Source organism: Herbaspirillum sp. 1130, assembly GCF_017833835.1.
Classification (GTDB): domain Bacteria; phylum Pseudomonadota; class Gammaproteobacteria; order Burkholderiales; family Burkholderiaceae_D; genus Herbaspirillum; species Herbaspirillum huttiense.
Genome location: NZ_JAFICQ010000007.1, coordinates 22,195 through 43,392, shown reverse-complemented (window position 1 = coordinate 43,392; position 21,198 = coordinate 22,195). Strand labels below are relative to the sequence as shown.

Genomic DNA, 21,198 nt, shown 5'->3' with positions numbered 1-21,198 from the left:
GCGGGTGAATGCAGCGCGGGCAGCCATTCAGAGCGTGAATTCCTGCCCTGCGGTAAAACCAGGTAAAGACACCGGCCCCCGCCGGGCGCGGCTTGCCGCCAGGACGGACCCCATGCGGTCCGTCTTTTTTTTGTCTCGCGGAGGCAGTCCGCTTGACGCATCAGGTAGCATGACGGCTGCATCGTCCTTACTCCCCGTCCTTACACCATGAATCCATCCGTCCCTGCCGGCAGCGCGCCGATACCCGTTTCCCTGCTGACCGGTTTCCTGGGCAGCGGCAAGACCACGCTGCTGAACCATCTCATCACCCAGCCGGAGATGAAGAACACCCTGGTCATCATCAACGAGTTCGGCGAGATCGGCCTGGATCACCTGCTGGTGGCCCACAGCCAGGAAGAGACCATCGTCGAGATGAGCAGCGGCTGCCTGTGCTGCACCATCCGTGGCGACCTCAAGAAGACCTTGAAGGACATCACCTGGCGCTTCGCCGAAGGCGGCCAGCGCAAGTTCGACCGTGTGGTCATCGAGACCACCGGCCTGGCCTCGCCCACGCCCATCCTGCATACGCTGATGACCGATGCCTTCATCTCGGAGCGCTATCGCCTCGATGGCGTGATCGTCACGGTGGATGCCGTCAACGGCATGTCGACCCTGGACCATCATCCGGAAGCGATCCAGCAGGCCGCCGTCGCCGACCGCCTGCTGCTGACCAAGACCGACCTGGTGGACGCCGATACGCTGTCGGCCCTGCAGGCGCGCCTGCGCACGCTCAATCCCGGCGCGCGCCAGCTGCAGCCGCAGGTCGGGCAGATCGCTGCTGCCGAGCTGCTCGACGCGGGCCTCTTCAAGCCCGGCGAGAAGATGCCTGACGTCGCGCGCTGGCTCAACGAGGAAGCCTTCGCCGAGAAAGAGGCGCACGCCCATCATGCGCACCATCACCACGGCCATGGCCACGAGCACGGACACCACGATCATCATGGCCACCACCATGACGATCACGCCCATGACGTCAATCGTCACGATGACCACATCCGCGCCTTCTGCTTTACCTTTGACGAACCCATCGATCCGGTGCTCTTCGATGAGTGGCTGAGCTTGCTGGTCGGCTTCAAGGGCCCCAACATCCTGCGCATCAAGGGCATCCTCAATCTCAAGGGCGAGGACAAGCCGACCGTCATCCACGGCGTGCAGCACATCTTCCACCCTACGGCCACGCTGCCGGAGTGGCCCTCGGAAGACCGCCGCAGCCGCATCGTCTTCATCACCCGCGATGTCGAGCGCGCGACCATCGAGCGTTCCTTCGATGCCTTCATGCAGGCCCAGGCGATTGAGCGCGAAGCACGCGAGCAGCGCCAGTCGCCATCGGTTTATTGAGCCCGGTCACGCTGAACAAATGCGTTTGTTCCCATGTGGAAACATGCGAGCAGGCTGGTCCGGTTAAAAATAAATGCGCTTTGACCGATAACAAGGGGTGTCCCGGATTATGATCGGGCTCTCCTAAGGGATATAACGATTCGTTTATGCAGCGTGTGATCAACAAGCTGGGGGCAACGTTGTCGGCATCGCTCACGCTGATGCTGGGTTTGTGTGCCACTGCGACGGTGTTCGTCGCGACCAGCCATCTGGAAGAGGATGCCGTCCAGCTCGACTTCGAGCGTCGGGCGGGCCTGCGCGCCTTCACCATACAGCGCGGTCTGGAAGAGGCGGTGCAGGTACAGTCGGTGGTGAACCATTTCTATGCCACCGTGGGCGATCCCACGCGCGAACAGTTCGAGAGCTTCACGCGGCCGCTGCTGGAACGCTATCCCTATGTGCGCGCCTTCAGCGTGCAGCGCTTCGTGGCCGACGAAGACCGCCTGGTCTTCGAAGCTCTGCGCCAGGGGGCCAAGCCGGGCTTTGAAATCACTGCGCTCGATGGTGACCGCACCGTGCGCGCCTCGCAGCAGCCGACCTATCTGGTGGTCGATTACGTGGAACCGGTGGCCGGCAATGAAGCGGCGCTCGGGCTGGATGTCTCACGCAATCCCGCCATCATGGGCGCGCTCGACGCCGCCGTGGTCAGCGGGAATCCTTCTTCAACGCCGCCGATCCGGCTGGCCCAGACCGGCCCGGATGAGCGCGGCCTGCTGGTGATCCAGCCGGTCTATCGCGGTGGCGTACAGCCGACCGATACGGCGGCCCGTCGCGCACTGCTGGTCGGCGATACCACCGCCGTACTGGAACTCAACGGCCTGGTGCAGAAGATCCTCGACGGTGCCGGGCTGATGTCCGACCATGAGATCGGCCTGCGCCTCTACGTCGGACCCCAGGCCAATCCGGCCAACCTGGTCTACCGCCACGACAGCCAGCCCCGCGCCATGCAGTGGATGGACCAGGTCATCAAGCCGGGCAGCTTCTTCCGCCATCCCTCCACCACCATCACCAGCTTCGACATCGCCGGCCAGACCTGGCACATGGAGATCAGCATCCCGCCACGGTCGGTCTTCTCGGACCACTACGGTTCGCTGCTCATCGGCCTGGTCGGCGTGATCGCTTCGTTGCTGGGCGCGGCCTACATGCGGGCGCTGTCGATGCGTTCGCACCGCGTGCAGCAACTGGTGGAAGACAAGACCGCCGAGCTGCGCACCACCAATGCCCTGCTGTCGGATGACATCAAGGCGCGCCGCCTGGCCGAACGTGCGCTGCGCCTGCGTCATCAGGCCATCGAGGCCAGTGCCAATGCCATCCTGATCCTCTCGGCGCAGGAGCCGGACTACGCCATCGAATACGTCAATCCGGCCTTCGCCCGCATCACCGGCTACAGCAGCGGCGAAGCGGTGGGCAAGAGCATTCGTTTCCTGGAAGGCCGCGACAGCGATCCTGAAGGTTTCGAGACTGTGTGGATCGCCATGCGCGAACAGCGCGAACACAATGTTGTACTGCGCAACTATCACAAGGATGGCTCGGAGCTGTGGAACGATTTCTACATCGCCCCGGTGCGCGACGAGAGTAGCGTGGTGACGCATTTCGTGGCGGCGCTCTACGACATCACCTCGATGAAGCGCTATGAAGCCGAACTGGAATTCCAGGCCAGCCGCGACACGCTCACCGGCCTGATCAACCGCCACATGCTGCGCCATCATCTGGAGCAGGCCATCGGCACGGCCGAGCGGCAGAAGCAGGCCTTGTGGGTGGTGTTCGTAGACCTGGACCGCTTCAAGTTCGTCAACGACACCCTCGGGCACAAGGCCGGCGATACCCTGCTGCGCACGGTGGCCGGTCGCTTGCGTGCGGCCGTGCGTGAAGCCGATACCGTGGCGCGGCTGGGTGGCGACGAATTCATCATGATCCTGCCGGAGCAGGACGAACTCTCGCTCGATACCCGCAGCCTGCAACGCATCATGGATGCGGTGGCGGCCCCCGTGACGCTGGGCGGCCATACGCTGTTCATGACCTGCAGCATCGGCGTGGCCTGCTACCCCAACGATGGTACCGATGGCGAGACGCTGATCAAGCATGCCGACATCGCCATGTATCGCGGCAAGCAGACCGGCCGCAACAATTTCCAGTTCTACACCCCGGCCATGAACGAGCAGGCGCTGGAACGCCTGCGCATCGAAGGCGACCTGCGCAATGCGCTGGATCACGGCGAATTCCTGCTGCACTACCAGCCCAAGGTGGACCTGGCCTCGGGCCGCGTGGTGGGCAGCGAGGCGCTGATCCGCTGGCTGCATCCGCAGCTGGGCATGGTCTCGCCGGCGCGCTTCATCGGCCTGGCCGAAGAGACCGGCCTGATCCTGCCCATCGGTGCCTGGGTCCTGCGCACCGCCTGCACCCAGTGCCGCCAGTGGCAGTTGGCCGGGCATGAAGACATCAGCGTCTCGGTCAACCTCTCGGTGGGCCAGTTCCTGCAGAAGGATCTGGTCTCCTCGATTGCCGATGTGCTGCAAGACACCGGCCTGCCGCCGGCCTCGCTGGAAATCGAACTCACCGAGAGCCTCATGATGACCGACGTCGAGCATGCCATCGGCATCCTGGCGGGCTTGAAGAAACTGGGCATCCGTCTTTCCATCGACGACTTCGGTACCGGTTATTCGTCGCTGGCCTACCTGAAGCGCTTCCCCATCGACGTGCTCAAGATCGACCGTTCCTTCGTGCGCGACATCACCATCGATGCCGATGATGCGGCCATCACCGCCTCCATCATCTCGCTGGCGCGCCACTTGAAACTGCGCGTGATTGCGGAAGGCGTGGAGACCGATGAGCAGCTGGACTACCTGCGCCACTATGGCTGCGACGAGATCCAAGGTTACCTGTTCAGCCCGCCGGTGGCGGCCGAGAAGTTCGAGCAGATCCTGCGCGAAGAGCGGGTGATTTTGTAATTTTTCTTCACGCGCTGTTCTGGAATCAGGCCGCACGGCAATGCCGCTGCGGCCTTTTTCATATTGGACTCAATGATGCGCAATCCAGGCCAGGATGAGCGCGATGGTGGGCAGCGAGAGGGTGGTGGAGTACAGGATGGCGCGCGACATGGCAGTGACTTCGCGTTGATACAGCTCGGCCAGCATGAAGGGGCCGGTACCGATGGGCAGCGCCGCCAGCAGTACCGCGCTGTCGGCCCACAGGCGCGGCATGGGCAGGATCCAGTAGGCCAGCACGGCGGTCACGGCCGGCTGCAGCAGCAGTTTGAAGGCCACCAGCAGCCACACCGGCGAGCCTCCGGCCGTGCGCACCGGCTGGGCCAGGAACAGCCCCAGCGACACCAGCGCGCAAGGACCGGCCGCACCGCCCAGAATCTTGAAGAGCTGCTGTACGCCAGTGGGAATGGCCACGCCGCTCAAGGCCACGATGATGCCGGCCACCGGCGCGATCATGATGGGATTGCGCAGCAGCGAGCGGCCCACCTTGGCGACGGTCTGGCCGAAGGCCGCCTGGGCATGCAGGCAGGTTTCCAGCAGCACGATGGCCACCGCAAAGAGCAGGCAGGCCGTCATCACCATGGCGATCACCGAGGGCGGCAGGCCGTCGCTGCCGAAGGCCAGGTAGCACAGCGGAATGCCGATGAAGCCGGTATTGGCATAGGAGCTGCCGAGACTGTCGATGATGACGTCGGGTGCGGCCGCTTTCTGACGCAGGCGCAGCGCGGCGGTGATCAGGAACACCACCGCCACGCCGATGGCGAAGACGGCGATGAAGCGCAGGTTGGCGAAGTCCGCGGGTTTGAGGCGCGACATGGAATCGAACAGCAGCGCCGGCAGCGCCAGCCAGATCACGAATCGGTTCAGCTCGCTGGCCGCGCCCGCCGAGAGGATGCGGCGCTTGCGGCACATCCAGCCCAGGAAGATCAACGAAAAAATAGGGAAGACGATGTTGAAGATGGCGAGCATGGCGTGGCGGCTTGACCGGCGTCGGAGGTGGGAACAGACCCTACGGAGCCGCTCCTGCTTTGTCAAGGCGCAATGCCGCACGGGGTGGGCGGCGTAGAATGGCGGCCTTGTCTGATTTATCCACAGGGCTTTTCACGATGCCTGCGCGTCCTCTTCAACTTGCCTCCCCTGAATTGCTTGCCGCCTGGCGTGCCGAGGCCGGCACGATTTCCTCCGCACTGCAGGGCGTTCCGGACTGCCTGCGCGAACAGCGCAGCGCCACCGTGCTGGACCTGCATTTCGGGCTGGGTCAGTCCTTCTTCGCCACCTGGCATGCCTTCGCCCGCCAGCGCGCGCAAGGGGAGGGTGCGGTGCATCTGCACTACATTGCGATCCTGCCGCATCCGCCGTCAGCGGAAGTCCTCTCCGAAGACTTGACTTATGCACAGGCCTTGCGCGCTGCATGGCCGCTGCCCTTGCCGGGGACGCATCGGCTCTTGCTCGATGAAGGCCGCGTCACGCTGACCCTGATCTGGGGTGCATTGGAAGAAGAGCTGGCCCGGCTGGAAGCGCCGGTAGACCTGTTCTACCTGCATGCCGACCCGACCCGCTTCGATCCTGCCGCGCCATCCTGGCATGCGCATGCCTGCAAGCGCCTGGCGCGGTTGGCCTGGACCGGGGCGCGGGCGCTGGTGTTCGGTGCGGCGGCCGATGTGGCGCTGATGGCGGCGATGCGCCAGGTCGGTTTCCATGGAGAAGCGCGTGACGGCGCGCTGGCCTTGCGTTATGCACCGGCCTGGGCGCGTCCGGCCACGCACGTGGCGGCGTCCGATACGCCCTTGCGGCGCGATCTGCCGCATGCGCGGCAAGCGCTGGTGATCGGCGCCGGGCTGGCCGGAACCGCTGCGGCCGAGCGGCTCACGGCACGCGGCTGGTGCGTCGATCTCATCGATGCGGGCCCGGAGGTGGCCACCCGCGCTTCAGGCAATCACGGTGGTCTCTTCATGCCCGCGCTGGCTCGCGATGACAGCCCGCTGGCGCGGCTCACGCGTGCGGCTTTTCTGTTTGCCTCGCAGCGTCTCGATGATCTGGGCGGGGTCGGTCTGGACGATCACGCTGCCATTCGTGGCGAGCGCTGCGGCATCCTGCAATTCGGCCGCGATGCCAAGCAGGCGATCTCCTTCGAGCAGGGCGCGCAGGAGTGGCAGTATCCGCCGCGTTATGCGCGCTGGATGTCCGCCGGTGAGACGGCAAGCGCACTGGGCATGCCGACCATGGGTGGCGGCTATTTCTTCCCGGAAGCGGGCTGGCTCAATCCGCCCTCGGTGTGCCGCCGCATGCTGGCGGTGGCGCAGGCGCACGGCGAGGTGCGCACGCATTTCAATCGCGCCGTCGCCCGTCTGGTACGCGTGGACGGTCAATGGCAGGCGCTCGATGCCGCTGGCCTGCTGATCGCGCAAGCGCCGGTGGTGATCCTCGCTGCGGGCGCGCAGGCGCGCGTGCTGGAGCAGGCGGCGGGTTTGCCGCTCAATGCAGTACGCGGCCAGGTCACGCACCTGCCGGCAACAGGCTTCCCCGATTTGCCGCATGCGCTGTGTGGTGACGGTTACCTCACGCGCCCCTATGCCGGGCAGGTGTGCATGGGGGCCAGCTATGATCGCTTCGACGATCCTGCCGTGCGTGCCGACAGCCATGCCGAGAACCTGGCCCGCCTGCAGCACATGCTGCCGCAGATCGCGGCACACATGTCGCTGCCGCTGGCGGATGCGGATCTTCCTGGGCGGGTCGGTCAGCGCTGCATTGCGCCGGACCGCTTGCCGCTGGTCGGTGCCTTGCCGGGTGAGGCGGGGATCTATGGCCTGTTGGGCTATGCCTCGCGCGGTCTGATCTGGGCACCGCTGATGGCCGAGTTGCTGGCCGCGATGATCGAGCGCGAGCCCTTGCCGCTGCCGCGCGAATTGGTGGCGGCGCTGGACCCGGCCCGTTTCGGCGCGGATTCAGCGATCGGCCTCAACGCACCCAGTGACCCGGAATGAACACCCAGCCACCCGGACCCGGTTGCCAGTGCGCCGGCTCATAGCGGGCGTAGTCGCGGCGCACGCGTTCCCAGTGGCCGCCGATCCAGATGTGACGATGGCCGTTCCAGGCCCAGTAGCCGGGTGCCCAGGCATAGCCGTGACGCGGGGCGGGTACCACTTCATAACGCGGGGCGGGCGGTGGCGTGCCGATGCGCACATCGACGCCGACTACCTGCGCTTGCGCGGCAGGCGCCAGGGCTGCGGTGGCAGCGAGCGCAGACAGGGTCGTGAGAAGGACGAAGGCGAGGCGAGTGATCTTGGTTTTCATGTTGGACTCCTGCAAGGTGGTGGTGCGTGGATGCAGCGCAAGCGGGGCCGCGCTGTGAAAACCACTGTAGGAGCCGGGCTTCTTTAAGACTGTAATGTTGTGTTTCCAGTTGTGTCCGTGCCTGCCAGCGCTGCCGTATTGCAGCCCGAAGGCAGCGCAGCGCGGGGGAATCCGGTAACAAATCGCGGCATATCGATACATGCCGCGCACCCTGCACCGCTCATTTCCTGCGCGCCGGGCGCTCGTAGCGTTGCTCCACCACGCGGCTTCCCCATTGCTCACCCGGCGATTCCTCCACCAGTTCGAAGCCGGCCGACAGATACAGGTGGCGTGCCGCATCCAGTCCCTGGAAGGTCCACAAATAGCAGGCCAGGCGATGGGCATCGACAAAGGCCATGGCCTGTTCCAGCAAGCGCCGTCCCACGCCGCTGCCGCGCAGGCTGTCGTCGACGATGAACCAGCGCAGGTGCGCTTGCCGATGCTGCAGATCGCCATCGATCACGATGGAGGCCAGGCAGCGCCCGTGTTCGACGTGGGTCCAGAGCTGCTTGCCGGCCTGTGGCAGGGTTTGCGCGAAGCTGCCCAGTTCGCTGGCCACCTTGTGTTCGAAGAACACCCCGAAGCCGGCCGCCGCGGCGTAGTAGCGCGCATGCAGGCTGGCGATATCGCCGATGCAGCCGGGCTGGTAGCCGGTGCTCAATTCCGATGTCGCGCCTTTGGCCGGGCGCGCTGCCGCATTGGGGTTGTCGCGCGACAGGGCCTCGGAATACAGCGCCAGCGCCCGCACTAGGCCCTGCTGGTCTTCCGGCAGGATGCGCCGCAGGGCGCCGGAGACCTGGTCGGTGGCGAACTTGTCGATCTTCTTGCGCAGCGCCTGCCCCTCTTCGGTCAGCGCCAGACTGTAGGCCCGCCCGTCGCCCGGCACCGGACTGCGCCGTACCAGCCCCAGTGCCTCCAGCTTGGCCAGCTGGCGGCTGGTGTTGGATTTGTCCAGGTACAGCAGCTCGCCCAGCTCGCGCGCCTGCAGGCCGGGTTTGAGGCCGATCTCGATGAGCGCGTGCACCGCCGAGGGGGCCAGGTCGCTGCCGGCCAGGGTGCTGCGCATGAAGCCCAGTTCCCGCACCAACTTGCGCGACAGCTCGCGCAACTGGCGGATGGTCTGGTCGCGCGGGGGAGAGTGCAGGCCGTCATAGTCCATGGCAAGATCCGGTAATGGTTGCGAAGTGCAATCAATGCTGCGCCAGATGCTTGCGTTATGCAACTTGTTTGGCAGCCCGGGCCATGTTGGCTGTCGCACCTGCGCAACTGGCGGGGCCGGGCTGGGAGCGCCTGCCGGGCTGGAGTAAAATGTCGCCTTTCGCGCAGCCTTCCGCCGTGAGCACACCGGCCATCGTGGCCTGCGCCACCTCCTGCATCCCCAGTCTTGTTGAAAGTCCCCGCACATGTTGCGCATCTCTGAACTGACCCTTCCGTTGAGCCATACGGAAGACGAACTGAACGCCGCCATCCTCGACCGCCTGGGCATCCCGGCCGGCGACCTGCTGTCCTTCACGCTGTTTCGCCGCAGCTACGATGCCCGCAAGAAGACGGCCATCACCCTGAACTACACCATCGACGTCGAGGTGAAGGACGAGGCGGCGGTCCTGGCACGCCATGCGAAGACCACCAATGTCGGCCCCACGCCCGATACCTCCTATCACTACGTCACGCGCGCCCCGGCGAGCATCAAGAAGCGTCCGGTGGTGATCGGCTTCGGTCCCTGCGGCCTCTTTGCGGCACTGATCCTGGCCGAGATGGGTTTCAATCCCATCATCCTGGAACGCGGCAAGACCGTGCGCGAGCGCACCAAGGACACCTGGGGCCTGTGGCGCCAGCGCGAACTGAAACCGGAATCGAACGTGCAGTTCGGTGAGGGTGGGGCCGGGACCTTCTCCGACGGCAAGCTCTACAGCCAGGTCAAGGATCCCAAGCACTATGGCCGCAAGGTGCTGGCTGAATTCGTGGCCGCCGATGCGCCGCCCGAAATCATGTACGTCAGCAAGCCCCACATCGGCACCTTCCGCCTGGTCAAGATGATCCAGCTCATGCGCGAGAAGATCGAGAAGCTGGGCGGCGAATTCCGCTTCGAACAGCGCGTCGAGGATGTGCTGATCGAAGACGGCCAGATCCGTGGCCTGACGTTGAACACCGGCGAACAGATCGAAGCCGACCATGTGGTGCTGGCCATCGGCCACAGCGCCCGCGATACCTTCGAGATGCTCTACGAGCGCGGTGTCTACATCGAGGCCAAGCCGTTCTCCATCGGGTTCCGCGCAGAGCACCCGCAGTCGCTGATCGACAAGTGCCGCTTCGGTCCCGGTGCCGGCCATCCCATCCTGGGCGCGGCCGACTACAAGCTGGTGCACCACGCCTCCAACGGCCGGTCGGTCTACAGCTTCTGCATGTGCCCGGGCGGCACGGTGGTGGCGGCCACCTCCGAGCCGGGCCGCGTGGTCACCAACGGCATGAGCCAGTATTCGCGCAACGAGCGCAATGCCAACAGCGGCATCGTGGTGGGCATCTCGCCGGCCGACTATCCGGGCCATCCGCTGGCCGGCATCGCCTTCCAGCGCGAGTGGGAAAGCCGCGCTTACGAACTGGGCGGCGGCAACTACAATGCACCGGGGCAACTGGTGGGCGACTTCATCGCCAATCGTCCCTCGACCCAGCTGGGCAGCGTGGAGCCATCGTACAAGCCGGGCGTGACCCTGGGCGACCTCAACCCGTCGCTGCCCAAGTACGCCATCGATGCCATCCGCGAGGCGCTGCCGGCTTTCGAAAAGCAGATCCGTGGCTACTCCATGCATGATGCCGTGCTGACCGGCATCGAGACGCGGACCTCCTCGCCCATCCGCATCAAGCGTGACGACCACACCCTGCAGAGCCTCAACACCAAGGGCCTGTACCCGGCCGGTGAAGGCGCCGGTTATGCGGGCGGGATCATGTCGGCGGCCATCGACGGCATCCGCGTGGCCGAGGCGCTGGCGCTGGACATGGTGGGACAGGGCTGATCCCAGGACCGCCCAAAGCAAAACGCCGCTCCGGTGACCCGGGGCGGCGTTTTGTTTTTACGGCCTGAAGTGAAGATTACTTCTTGGCGCGGGCCGAAGCGACGGTCTTTTCAGCAGCAGCGGTGAACTGTTTGGTCGCGTTGGCCAGGTTGGCTTCCAGCGTTTCCACAGCTTGCTTGGAGTTCTTGGACAGTTGCTCGTAGGCAGCGTTGGCGTTGGTGAGGGTGGCCTTCAGGATGGAGACGGCTTGCTCCGAACCCGGGGGCGCGTTCTTGCTGATCTCGTCGATCAGAGCCGACAGCTTGCGGCTGGTTTCGGAGATCTGGGCTTCGGCAGCCTTGGTGAATTCAGCCTGGGTCGAGGACACGATACCGGCCAGGTGACGGCTGTAGGCGGTGGCCTTTTCAGCGCCCGGCTGGGCTTGGGCGGCGGCCAGCGACAGCAGTTCCTGCGGGTCCTTGGCGGCGGCCAGCTGCTTGGCGGCAGCGGTGGCTTCTTCCAGGGTGGCCTTGGTGGCCGACAGGTTCAGTTCAACGATCTTTTCCACGCCTTCGAAGGCCTTGGCGGTCAGGTTGTTGATGAGGTCCAGGTGGGCTTGCAGGTTGGCCTTGGTGGCGGCGGAAAACTGATCTTGGTACGAAAACATGTGCATCTCCTAGGTGATATGAACAAATGAGCTTGCCGACGAGCGTGACGATCAAAACAATCGGCGTTCGAGCGCGGCTTTCGACCAGAATCAATCAACAATCATGATTTGTGCGCCGCAACAATTCTTATTTTATGCACTTCTTTGGTGAAATCAAGTGTTATTTGTGCGGCGCACAAAAAATAATCCGCCGCGTGGACATTTTGCTACGCCGCACCAGCAGCGGCTTTGCGGGCGATCAAGCCGAACGTTCGGTCGTTTTCTCCGGGCGGACGTGGGTGTCGCCGCTGGGGAGGTCATGAACCACGATGCCGGTATCGCTCTCGGAAAACGGACAGCCCTTGCCCAGCGCGATGGCACGCAGGCCATCCTGATACCCTTGCTCCCAACGCCACATCACCGAGCCTTTGGCGAAGTTGACGTCCTTGGAGGCCATGTTCCAGTCGCGCCCGGCATAGGCCAGCCGCACGATGTGGATGGTGCTGTCGGCACCCAGTTCGGCCATCATCTGGCGGTCCTGCTGGGTCAGCATGTCGGGCGGCAGGCGCTTGTAGAGCGCGTGGGCCGCGCGGCGCAGCTTGTATTGCTGCAGATAGGCATCGATGTGGCGCTGGGAACGGGAGGCGAAGGTGACATCCTTCTCGCGCGTCTGTACCTCTTCCAGGGTACGCGGCTCCGGTCCGTCGGCATGCCACAGGTCGACCATCATGCAGAGCAGGTTGGTACGCGGCTCATCGTTGAGCACGGCTTCCAGCGGCGTATTGGAATACAGCCCGCCATCCCAATACAGTTCGCCGTCGATGCGCACCGGCGCAAAGCCCGGGGGGAGGGCGCCGCTGGCCATGACATGTTCCGGTCCCAGCGGCCGCTGGCGCGAATCGAAATTGACCAGGGTGCCACAGGTGACCTTGACCGCCGCGACCGTCATGCGGATGCCGGAGGGACCGTTGAGGTAATCGAAGTCGACCAGGCGCGACAGCGTCTCCCCCAGCTCGGCAGTGCTGTAGAAACTGGCCTCGTCGGGCGGCACAGGCAGGCCCAGCGCAAAGGGGTTCAGCGGACGCGGCCGGAAGAAGCCGGCCGTGCCGCGCAGAAACGTATCGAGCGTGGTCAGGCGGGTGGCCCAGGGGCGCAAGGCGTCCGGGACCTGGCGCAGGTCGAACACGTCCGGATGCGCCACCGTCTCCCAGAATTCGCGCAGGCGGGCGATGCGGGTCTCGCGCGGGTTGCCGGCAATCAAGGCGGCGTTGATGGCACCGATGGAGGTGCCGACCACCCAGTCGGGGGTCAGGTCGTTCTCGTGCAGGGCCTGGTAGACCCCGGCCTGGTAAGCGCCCAGCGCACCGCCTCCCTGCAGCACCAGCGCCACGCGCGGCTTGGCAGCCACGGCGGCGGGGGCGGATTTGCGGCGGGGGGAGGGCGGCGACTGATCCTGATCCTTGCGCATCGTTCTTCCTTTCTGGGGATACCGGATTGATCCGGGAACAACGTGAACGTTCTGAATGTTCAGAAGGAGTCTAGGATAACGCGCTTACACGGAAGTGACCGTCACTGTACGCGGACGTACTAAAAACCTGGAGTTCAGCTGGCCAGCCAGGCCTCGATCAGCTGGCGCGCCTGGGCATCGATCTGCTCCAGGTCCACTTCATGGCGGCGATGGAAAATCATCATCGCGTACAGGCCCGCCAGGGCATTGACTTCCGGGGACAGTGCGCACTCCTCTCCGCTGGCCGGGCGCTGGTGGCGCCAGTAGTTGATTGCATCTTCGAGTTCGGTGAGGGTGAGCATGGCGGTATTTCTTGATAAAGACGTAAGGTAAAACGTCGGCGCATTCTACTCCATTTCAGCCGCCGGTACTGGTTGAAAACACAGTATGGCCGGGCTTGCCGGGCCTTCATGCAATTTCCGCATAAGCATCCGCGTTCTCTGCAGCATGCGAAAAACAAGCAAGCACATGCGCAATGCTTCGTTCGGATTCCCCCCTCGCTTTGCTCTAATGAGACCCCTCGCGCGCGCCATTCGGCGCTGCCCGCACTATCCCTCAGGAGTGGTTCATGTCCGCGCACATCCTAGAAACCGTCCGCCGTCCCGGCCTGCGCCAGGCCCAGCGCATCACCAGTGAAGCGCAGGCGCTGCAGGTTGCCGCCGAGCTGGCCGCCCATTTCGCGCAAAGCGCCGCCGAGCGCGACCGTGAGCGCATCCTGCCGTTCGACCAGATCGAACGCTTTTCGCACAGCGGCCTGTGGGCCATCACCGTGCCGCGCTCCCATGGCGGTATCGGCGCGTCATGGCAGACGGTGGCCGAGGTGTTTCGGCTGATCTCTGCGGCCGACCCTTCCATCGGCCAGATTCCGCAAAATCATTTCGGCAATCTCAACCTGATCGCCAAGCTCGCCAGCGAAGAGCAACAGCGCTTCTTCTTCAACGAGGTGCTCGAAGGCGCGCGACTGGGCAATGCCGGTCCCGAGCGCAACGGCAAGAACGTGCTCGACGTGCGTACCCGCGCGACCCTCGACACCGCAGCAGGGGATGGTAGCTACCTGCTCAATGGCACGCGTTTCTATTCCACCGGTGCGCTCTATGCGCACTGGATTCCCAGCCGCGCCATCGATGATGAGGGCCAGCCGCTGGTGGTCTACAGCCGCCACGATGCGCCGGGTCTGCGGGTGATCGATGACTGGTCCAGCTTCGGCCAGCGCACCACGGCCAGCGGTACGGTGGTGTTCGACAACGTGCGCGTGCCGGCGTCGCAGGTGCTGCCCCTGAAGGACGCGCTGCAGCAGCCCAACAACATCGGCCCGGTCTCGCAGCTGATCCAGGCCGCCATCGATGCTGGCATCGCCCATGCGGCCGTGCAGGACACCATCGCCTTCGTCACCACCCGTTCGCGTCCCTATGTGGACAGCGGCCTGGAGCGTGCCAGCGACGACCCCTACATCCTGCGCGACATCGGCAACCTGAGCCTGCGCCTGCATGCGGCCGAAGCGCTGCTGGAAGAGGCGGCCGCCGTGCTCGACAGCCTGCCCGCCAAGATCAGCTTCGAGCAGATGGCGCAAGCCTCGGTCGCCGTGGCCGAGGCCAAGGTGCTGTCCACCGAAGTGGCCCTGCTGGCCTCGGAAAAACTGTTCGAACTCTCCGGCTCGGCTGCGACCCTGGCGAGCCACAACCTCGACCGCCACTGGCGCAATGCGCGCGTGCACACGCTGCATGATCCGGTGCGCTGGAAATATTTTGCGGTCGGCAATTACGCCCTGAACGGCACGCCGCCGCCGCGCCACTCCTGGAGCTGATGCCCGGACCCTGCCTTCCCTCATTCGAACGCGAACCATCATGACCCAGACCGCTGCCGCCCAGGCCACCCACACCACGCTCGATTCCCTGCCGCCGCCGTCGGGCACGCCACCGCGCCTGGTGGCGCGCATCCGCGACGACGCCGAAGCCATCGCCGCCGCGCGCAAGCTGGCCGAGGACTTCAGCCGCGAAGCCGCGCTGCGCGACCGCGAGCGCAAGCTGCCCTGGGACGAGCTGGAACGCTACGTGCGTTCGGGCTTGTGGGGCATCACCGTGCCCAAGGAATACGGCGGTGCGGGTGTCAGCTACGGGACCCTGGCCGAAGTCATCGCCACCATCTCGGCGGCGGATGGTTCGATCGGACAGATTCCGCAAAACCATTTCTATGCGGTGGAACTGATCCGCGTCAACGGCAGCGAATCGCAGAAGCGTTTCTTCTTCGACCGGGTGCTGCAGGGCGACCGCTTCGGCAACGCCCTGGCCGAACTCGGCACCAAGACTTCGCATGACCGCAAGACCCGTCTGAGTCGCAACGAACATGGCCCCGGCTACCGCATCAACGGCCGCAAGTTCTACGCCACCGGCGCGCTCTATGCCGACTGGGTGCCGACCTCGGTGATCGACGAAGAGGGTGTGCAGCAGCTGGCCATCGTACCGCGCCATGCACCGGGCCTGACCATCATCGATGACTGGTCCGGCTTCGGCCAGCGCACCACCGGCAGCGGCAGTGCCGTATTCGAGAACGTCCATGTACCGGCCGATGCCGTGATCGGGTTTGCCACTGCCTTTTCGCGGCCCACGCAGATCGGCCCGATGGCGCAGATCCAGCACGCGGCCATCGATCTGGGCATTGCGCGCGCAGCTTATGCGGACCTGCTGCAATTCGTGCGCACCCGCTCGCGGCCCTGGGTTGACAGCGGTGTGGAACGCGCCGGCGACGATCCGCTCACCATTCGCGAAGTGGGCGACCTGACCATTCAGCTGCACGCCGCCGAAGCGCTGGTGCGCCGCGCCGGCCGCAAGGTCGATGCCGCCGCTGCCGCGCCCACGGAAGACAGCATCGCAGAGGCGTCCATTGCGGTGGCCGAGGCACGCGTGCTGACCACCGAAGTCTCGCTGGCGGCCGGCAGCAAACTGTTTGAGCTTGCCGGTTCGCAATCGACCCTGTCCGAACACAATCTCGACCGTCACTGGCGCAATGCCCGCACCCATACGCTGCATGATCCGGTGCGCTGGAAATATCACGCCATCGGCAATTACGTCCTGAATGGCAAGAAGCCGCCGCGCCACGGCGCGATCTGAGGAGCCCGCATGGCCAAGAAGGAAATCCGTCTCAACGCATTCAACATGAATTGCGTCAGCCACATCAACCACGGCCTGTGGACGCACCCGCGCGACCGCTCGCAGGATTACACCGACATCGCCTACTGGACCGACCTGGCGCGCCTGCTGGAACGCGGCAAGTTCGACGGCCTGTTCCTGGCCGATATCGTGGGCGTCTATGATGTCTACCAGGGCAATACCGATCTCACCCTGCGCGAGACCATCCAGCTGCCCGTGAACGATCCGCTGATGCTGGTCTCGGCGATGGCGGCGGTGACCGAGCACCTGGGCTTTGGCGTGACCGCCAACCTGACCTATGAGGCCCCCTTCCTGTTTGCGCGCCGCATGTCCACATTGGATCATCTGAGCCGTGGCCGCGTGGGATGGAACATCGTCACCGGTTATCTCGACAGCGCCGCGCGCGCCATGGGCCTGCACGAACAACTGGAACACGACCAGCGCTATGACCGCGCCGATGAATTCATGGAAGTGGTCTACAAGCTCTGGGAAGGCAGCTGGGAAGACGGTGCCGTGGTGCGTGACCGCGCGCGCCGCGTCTATGCTGACCCGGCCAAGGTGCACAAGATCGCGCATCACGGCGACTACTACCACGTCGAAGGCATCCACCTGAGCGAACCGTCACGCCAGCGTACGCCCGTGCTGTATCAGGCCGGTTCGTCCGGACGTGGGCAGGCCTTCGGTGCGCGCCATGCGGAATGCGTGTTCATCTCCAGCCAGAGCAAGGACGCCACGCGCAAGCTGGTGCAGAGCATTCGTGACGGAGCGGTGCGCGAGGGACGGGATCCGGACGCCATCAAGATCTTCATGGGCCTGACGGTGGTGACCGGCCGCACCGATGAGGAGGCCCAGGAGCGCTTCCGCGAATACGCCAGCTACGCCAGTCCCGAAGCGGGGCTCGCGCATTTCTCGGCGGGCACCGGCATCGATTTTTCTAAGTATGAGCTGGATGAACCGATCCGCGCGGCCAAGACCAATGCCATCGAATCGCTGACCAAGGTGGTCACGCAACCGGAGCTGAACTGGACCAAGCGCAAGCTGCTGCAACAGCTCGAACTGGGTGGCCGTTATGCCAGCATCGTGGGCGCGCCCGACCGCATCGCCGATGAACTGGAAAGCTGGGTCGCCGACACCGGCATCGACGGCTACAACCTGACCCGTACGGTCGCGCCGGAGAGTTTCGAAGACTTCGTGAACCTGGTCATTCCGGTGCTGCAGGAACGCGGTTCCTACAAGCGCGAATACGCCCAGGGAACTTTGCGTGAAAAACTTTTCCAGCGCGGTGCCACCTTGCCGCAAGAGCACGTGGGTGCGGGTTTCCGGGCGGGAGCGGCGGTCGAGCACGCCTGAAGAAAATCGCCTGGTGGCTGCGCGCAGGCACATGCGCGCAGCACATAAGCAAAGCGGAAATGATTCCTTCCGCACCGGTTGAGGGCTCGCTACATTGGCCTTTTTTCAACCGGGGAAAACAATGAAATCGATCGTCACCAACTGGCTTTCGCACCTTGCCATCGGCGTGCTGGCCAGCGCCAGCATCACGGCCCAGGCCGCCACCGACCAGGTGATTCGCGTGGGCGTGACCAGTGGTCCGCATGCGCAGATTTTCGAGCAGGCACGCCGCGTCTTCGAGCGTGACAATCCGGGCTACAAGGTCAAGATCATCGAGTTCAACGACTACATCCAGCCCAATGCGGCGCTGGACGCTGGCGAGCTCGATGCCAACAGCTACCAGCATCGTCCCTTCCTCAATGCGCAGATCAAGGCGCGCGGCTACAAGCTCTATGCCGAGGGCAAGACCATGATCGGGCCCATGGCGATCTATTCGCGCAAGTATCGCAAGCTGGAGGACCTGCCGGTGGGGGCAAAGATCGGCATTCCCAATGACCCGGCCAACGAGAGCCGCGTGCTGCTGCTGTTGCAGAAGCATGGCCTCATCAAGCTGCGCGAGGGCATCGATCCGCTGACCGGCACCAATGCCACGCCCATCGACATTACCGAGAATCCGAAGAAGTGGAAGTTCGTCGAGATCGACGCCGCGCAATTGCCGCGCACGCTCGATGACCTGGATGCCTCGGCCATCAATGCCGACTACGCCTCCAAGGCCGGCTTCAATCCGGCGCGCGACAGCCTGCTCGTGGAAAGCGGCGACAGCCCCTATGCCTGCCTGATCGCCGTGCGCGACAAGGACCGTGCGCAGCCTTGGCTGGGCAAGCTGGTGCAGGCGTATCAGTCGCCGGAAGTGAAGCGGTATATCGAGACGGAGTTCAAGGGAGGGATTTTGGCGGCTTGGTGATTTGATTCATTGACCGCATCCATCTTTTCCACAGGGCTGCACGCCCTCATCCGGTTCCCCTCGTTCGAGCAGGTAAAATGCTGGCTCCATTCACCGGAGCCAGCGTCGTCCATACCGCCGGCCTCGACACGATATCCGAACCGAACATGAGCTACACCCCCAGCCGCCCCATGGGCTATGGCTGCCTGATCCTGAGCATGTCCCTGGTCGGCGCTTACGTCGCGCTGACCAAGCCGCTGGCGGCGCTGCTGCCGGTGTTCCTGCTGGCCTGGCTGCGCTTCGCCATCGGCGCGGTCGCCATGCTGCGCTGGCTGAAAAAACCGGCCGATGAAAAACCGCTCTCCACGCAGTCGCGCTGGCTGGTCTTCCTCGAATCCTTCCTCGGCAATTTCCTCTTCACGCTGTGCATGATTACCGGCGTGTCGATGACCAATGCGGTCTCGGCGGGCGTGATCATGTCCTCCATTCCGGCGGTGGTGGCGGTGATGAGCTGGGTCTTCCTCAAGGAAAAAATCAGCCTGCGCGTCTGGGGCGCGGTGGCCTGCGGGGCCATCGGCATCGGCTTGCTGTCGCTGGCCAAGGACAGCCATGGCGCGGCCGCTGCCAGCGGCGGGCAGAGCGCCTGGCTGGGCAACGTACTGGTGTTCTGCGCGGTGCTGTGCGAGGCCGCCTATGCCGTCATCGGCAAGAAGCTGACCACGGTCCTCACGCCCAAGCGCATCAGCGCCGTCATCAACCTGTGGGGCCTGTTGCTGATGACTCCCATGGGCCTTTACACCGCGCTGCAGTTCAATTTCTCCACCGTGCCGGCCAACATCTGGCTGCTGCTGGTGTTCTATGCCCTGGCCGCCAGCGTCTGGACCGTGTGGCTGTGGATGACGGGATTGAAGGTGGTCCCGGCTGCGCGTGCCGGCGTCTTTACCGTGATGCTGCCGGTCTCGGCCGCCGTGGTCGGTGTGCTGGCGCTGGGTGAAAGTCTCTCGGCCCTGCAGGCCGGTGCCTTCGCCGTGGCCCTGGCCGGGATGTTCCTGGCCACGCTGCCGGGCCGCAATACTGCCGACAAGTTACCGCTGAACTGAGCGAGGAAAAAAATGAATCAAACCAAACGCCCCACCGGCAAACCACATTCCCCCGGCCCCAAGAAAGCCCCCCCGGGCCACGCCAAGCCAGCCGCGAAGGCGGGCCCCAAGCCCGCGACCGCGGGCCCGGCACGCGACAAGCCCAAGACCCACGTCTCCACCGAAGCCGCCCGCCGTCGCCAGCACCAGGCGCATGCGGCTTCGCAGAGCCTGGATGAAGATGAACTGCGCGTGCAGCAGATGGTGGCGCTGGCCAGTGCGGTGGCCGCCGATGCGCCGGACCGCGCAGGCCGCCGCGTCGGCCAGGATGAACTGGAACGCATGGTGCGCAATACCCTGCGCGAGCGCGATGACGACACCCTCTACGAAGCGCTGGAACAGCTGCGATACGACGATCCGCGTGGCCATGCTTTCCTGCGTGAAGTGGTGGAAGAGGGCGCCGACATCATCGTGCTGCGCCGGGGCGAGAAGGAACTGGAAATCAATGCCTTCCTGATCCCCCTGCTGGCGCGCACGCGCGGTGGCCTGCGCGAGGAGCAGGCATTGGCCGATGGCGAAGCTTTCGATACCCTGCGCGACAGCATCCAAAAAGCCGGACTGGAAAGTCCCAAGGCGCGCGTGGTGCTGGTGCATCATCTCTATCATCCGGAAGAGATCAACGCCCTGAGCTTCAGTGAAGTGGAAGCCATGAATCGCGATGCCTTTGCCTCGCTGACCGACAAGAAGATCCTGAGCGTACCGGCCATCGAGCGCAGCATGCGCGGCTGGCCGGCCAGCCATTTCGCGGCCGACGATGAGGCGCTGGAACTGCGCTTCCTGCTGGGCTTTTCGCTCAAGGAGGTGACTGATCCCTTCTATGCGATTCCACAGGAAGAAGCGGCCGCCGATGCCTACTTCGAATCGCGCGCGCAACGCTTCCGCCAGTGGAGCGAAGAGATCACGCCGCTGATGCAGCAATGCCTGACCGGGCAAACCGGCGAGGCGGCGCAGTGCCAGTTGCACTTCCTGTACCAGGATCTGTTCCATGGCGCCAAGCACACCGGCAATGGCGAATACCGCACCCTGCAGATGCTCTCCGAACTGGAAGCCGGTCTGGCGCAATCCGCTGCACAGGCGGCAGAGGCGAGTGCCTACATCGCGCTGGTGGACGAGGACGACGAGACCACCCTGCAGGTCGTACTGCGCAATGCGCAAGCCACGTTGGCCCGCTCTGAACATCTGGTCGAGGGCGATCTGCAGGCGGTGCTGTTCGATGCCGCCGATGCGGTGGCCTCGCTGGGCGTGACGGCTGTGCGCCTGGCCGATGGCTTTGATGAGCACGGACAGCCGGTGCGTCCGCGCGATCTGCCGGCGGCCTGATCGGCGGGCTCAGTCCAGCAGCGCCTGCAGGCTGGTTCCTGCAGGCTGGCAGCGGAAAATCAGCTCTACCTGCATCGGACGCCAGCCACGGATGAGCTGGCGCAGGTCGGCCTGCATCTGCTGCTTGCCGCAGAAGGCGGTCGCCTTCTCGCGCGCGGCCGAAGTCAGGGCCGGAATCGACATGGTATAGCTCACCCCCGTGGCCGAGACCGTGTAGAGATCGCCACGCCCGGCGCTGACTTCGCTGAAGTTGGCGCAGCCGCCCAAGGCGGCAGCACCGAGGCAGGCTGCGGCCAGGCTGGCGCGGCGGCGATGATGTTGACGTTGAGTGCGCATGAGATCCCCCGTTGTGCTCGTGACGCGTGCCGTCGGCAGAATTGCCCTGCGGCATCAACACGACAGGGCAAGCCTACGCGCGGCATGGCTGCCGTTGGGGGTGGCTTACCCG

The 21,198-nt window shown here is 64.7% G+C and carries 17 protein-coding genes; 10 read left to right on the top strand and 7 right to left on the bottom strand.

From position 1 onward, the window contains the following. The first annotated feature begins 207 nt into the window (after nt 1-207). Nucleotides 208-1,374, top strand: coding sequence for a GTP-binding protein (locus JOD78_RS25745; RefSeq protein ID WP_039790314.1), 1,167 nt, complete (start codon nt 208-210; stop codon nt 1,372-1,374). Nucleotides 1,375-1,520: 146 nt separating this feature from the next. Beyond that, on the top strand, nt 1,521-4,361 hold the full coding sequence (locus tag JOD78_RS25740; RefSeq protein WP_121037451.1) for an EAL domain-containing protein: 2,841 nt from the start codon (nt 1,521-1,523) through the stop codon (nt 4,359-4,361). 69 nt (nt 4,362-4,430) lie between these two features. Here the strand turns inward: JOD78_RS25740 and JOD78_RS25735 are convergent, their stop codons facing one another. Continuing rightward, nucleotides 4,431-5,366, bottom strand: coding sequence for an AEC family transporter (locus JOD78_RS25735; protein ID WP_121037454.1), 936 nt, complete (start codon nt 5,364-5,366; stop codon nt 4,431-4,433). A 137-nt stretch (nt 5,367-5,503) separates the two neighbouring features. On the opposite strand from JOD78_RS25735, the gene mnmC reads away from it, so the two are divergent. Further along, complete coding sequence (mnmC, locus tag JOD78_RS25730) at nt 5,504-7,381, top strand: FAD-dependent 5-carboxymethylaminomethyl-2-thiouridine(34) oxidoreductase MnmC (protein WP_209569998.1); 1,878 nt, start codon at nt 5,504-5,506, stop codon at nt 7,379-7,381. Here the strand turns inward: mnmC and JOD78_RS25725 are convergent. Together JOD78_RS25725 and JOD78_RS25720 are read right to left on the bottom strand one after the other, a co-directional pair. Then, complete coding sequence (locus JOD78_RS25725) at nt 7,356-7,691, bottom strand: YXWGXW repeat-containing protein (RefSeq protein ID WP_121037460.1); 336 nt, start codon at nt 7,689-7,691, stop codon at nt 7,356-7,358. The two genes, mnmC and JOD78_RS25725, sit on opposite strands and share 26 nt — an antisense overlap. A 220-nt stretch (nt 7,692-7,911) precedes the next feature. After that, nucleotides 7,912-8,889: a helix-turn-helix domain-containing GNAT family N-acetyltransferase gene (locus JOD78_RS25720; protein WP_209570000.1), complete on the bottom strand. Its 978-nt coding sequence runs from the start codon at nt 8,887-8,889 to the stop codon at nt 7,912-7,914. A 244-nt stretch (nt 8,890-9,133) separates the two neighbouring features. Here JOD78_RS25720 and JOD78_RS25715 point away from each other — a divergent pair, with 244 nt between their 5' ends. Next, a complete protein-coding gene (locus JOD78_RS25715) occupies nt 9,134-10,741 on the top strand; it encodes an NAD(P)/FAD-dependent oxidoreductase (RefSeq protein WP_121037466.1) in 1,608 nt (535 codons plus the stop codon). Nucleotides 10,742-10,817: 76 nt separating this feature from the next. Here the strand turns inward: JOD78_RS25715 and phaP are convergent, their stop codons facing one another. From phaP to JOD78_RS25700, 3 genes are all read right to left on the bottom strand, one after another. Next, complete coding sequence (phaP, locus tag JOD78_RS25710; RefSeq protein WP_006463404.1) at nt 10,818-11,387, bottom strand: TIGR01841 family phasin; 570 nt, start codon at nt 11,385-11,387, stop codon at nt 10,818-10,820. A 238-nt stretch (nt 11,388-11,625) separates the two neighbouring features. Further along, nucleotides 11,626-12,834, bottom strand: a complete 1,209-nt coding sequence (locus tag JOD78_RS25705) for a patatin-like phospholipase family protein (protein WP_121037469.1) — start codon at nt 12,832-12,834, stop codon at nt 11,626-11,628. 134 nt (nt 12,835-12,968) lie between these two features. Next, entirely contained in the window at nt 12,969-13,175 is a 207-nt protein-coding gene (locus JOD78_RS25700) for a DUF3717 domain-containing protein (protein ID WP_034331418.1), read from the bottom strand. A 266-nt stretch (nt 13,176-13,441) separates the two neighbouring features. Here JOD78_RS25700 and JOD78_RS25695 point away from each other — a divergent pair, with 266 nt between their 5' ends. From JOD78_RS25695 to JOD78_RS25670, 6 genes are all read left to right on the top strand, one after another. Further along, nucleotides 13,442-14,677: an SfnB family sulfur acquisition oxidoreductase gene (locus tag JOD78_RS25695; protein WP_209570002.1), complete on the top strand. Its 1,236-nt coding sequence runs from the start codon at nt 13,442-13,444 to the stop codon at nt 14,675-14,677. A gap of 40 nt (nt 14,678-14,717) precedes the next feature. Continuing rightward, on the top strand, nt 14,718-15,980 hold the full coding sequence (locus tag JOD78_RS25690; protein ID WP_209570004.1) for an SfnB family sulfur acquisition oxidoreductase: 1,263 nt from the start codon (nt 14,718-14,720) through the stop codon (nt 15,978-15,980). A gap of 9 nt (nt 15,981-15,989) precedes the next feature. Then, nucleotides 15,990-17,369 (top strand): LLM class flavin-dependent oxidoreductase, encoded by a 1,380-nt coding sequence (locus JOD78_RS25685; protein ID WP_134137695.1) that lies wholly within the window; start codon nt 15,990-15,992, stop codon nt 17,367-17,369. 121 nt (nt 17,370-17,490) lie between these two features. Then, nucleotides 17,491-18,312, top strand: a complete 822-nt coding sequence (locus JOD78_RS25680; RefSeq protein WP_209570006.1) for a MetQ/NlpA family ABC transporter substrate-binding protein — start codon at nt 17,491-17,493, stop codon at nt 18,310-18,312. Between the two features lie 146 nt (nt 18,313-18,458). Next, nucleotides 18,459-19,391 carry a DMT family transporter gene (locus JOD78_RS25675; protein WP_121037538.1) on the top strand — a complete coding sequence of 311 codons (933 nt, stop codon included), beginning with the start codon at nt 18,459-18,461 and terminating at the stop codon, nt 19,389-19,391. A gap of 12 nt (nt 19,392-19,403) precedes the next feature. Continuing rightward, on the top strand, nt 19,404-20,750 hold the full coding sequence (locus JOD78_RS25670; RefSeq protein ID WP_209570008.1) for a DUF2863 family protein: 1,347 nt from the start codon (nt 19,404-19,406) through the stop codon (nt 20,748-20,750). Nucleotides 20,751-20,759: 9 nt separating this feature from the next. Here the strand turns inward: JOD78_RS25670 and JOD78_RS25665 are convergent, their stop codons facing one another. After that, nucleotides 20,760-21,086, bottom strand: coding sequence for a hypothetical protein (locus tag JOD78_RS25665; protein ID WP_034338950.1), 327 nt, complete (start codon nt 21,084-21,086; stop codon nt 20,760-20,762). Between the last annotated feature and the right edge of the window lie 112 nt (nt 21,087-21,198).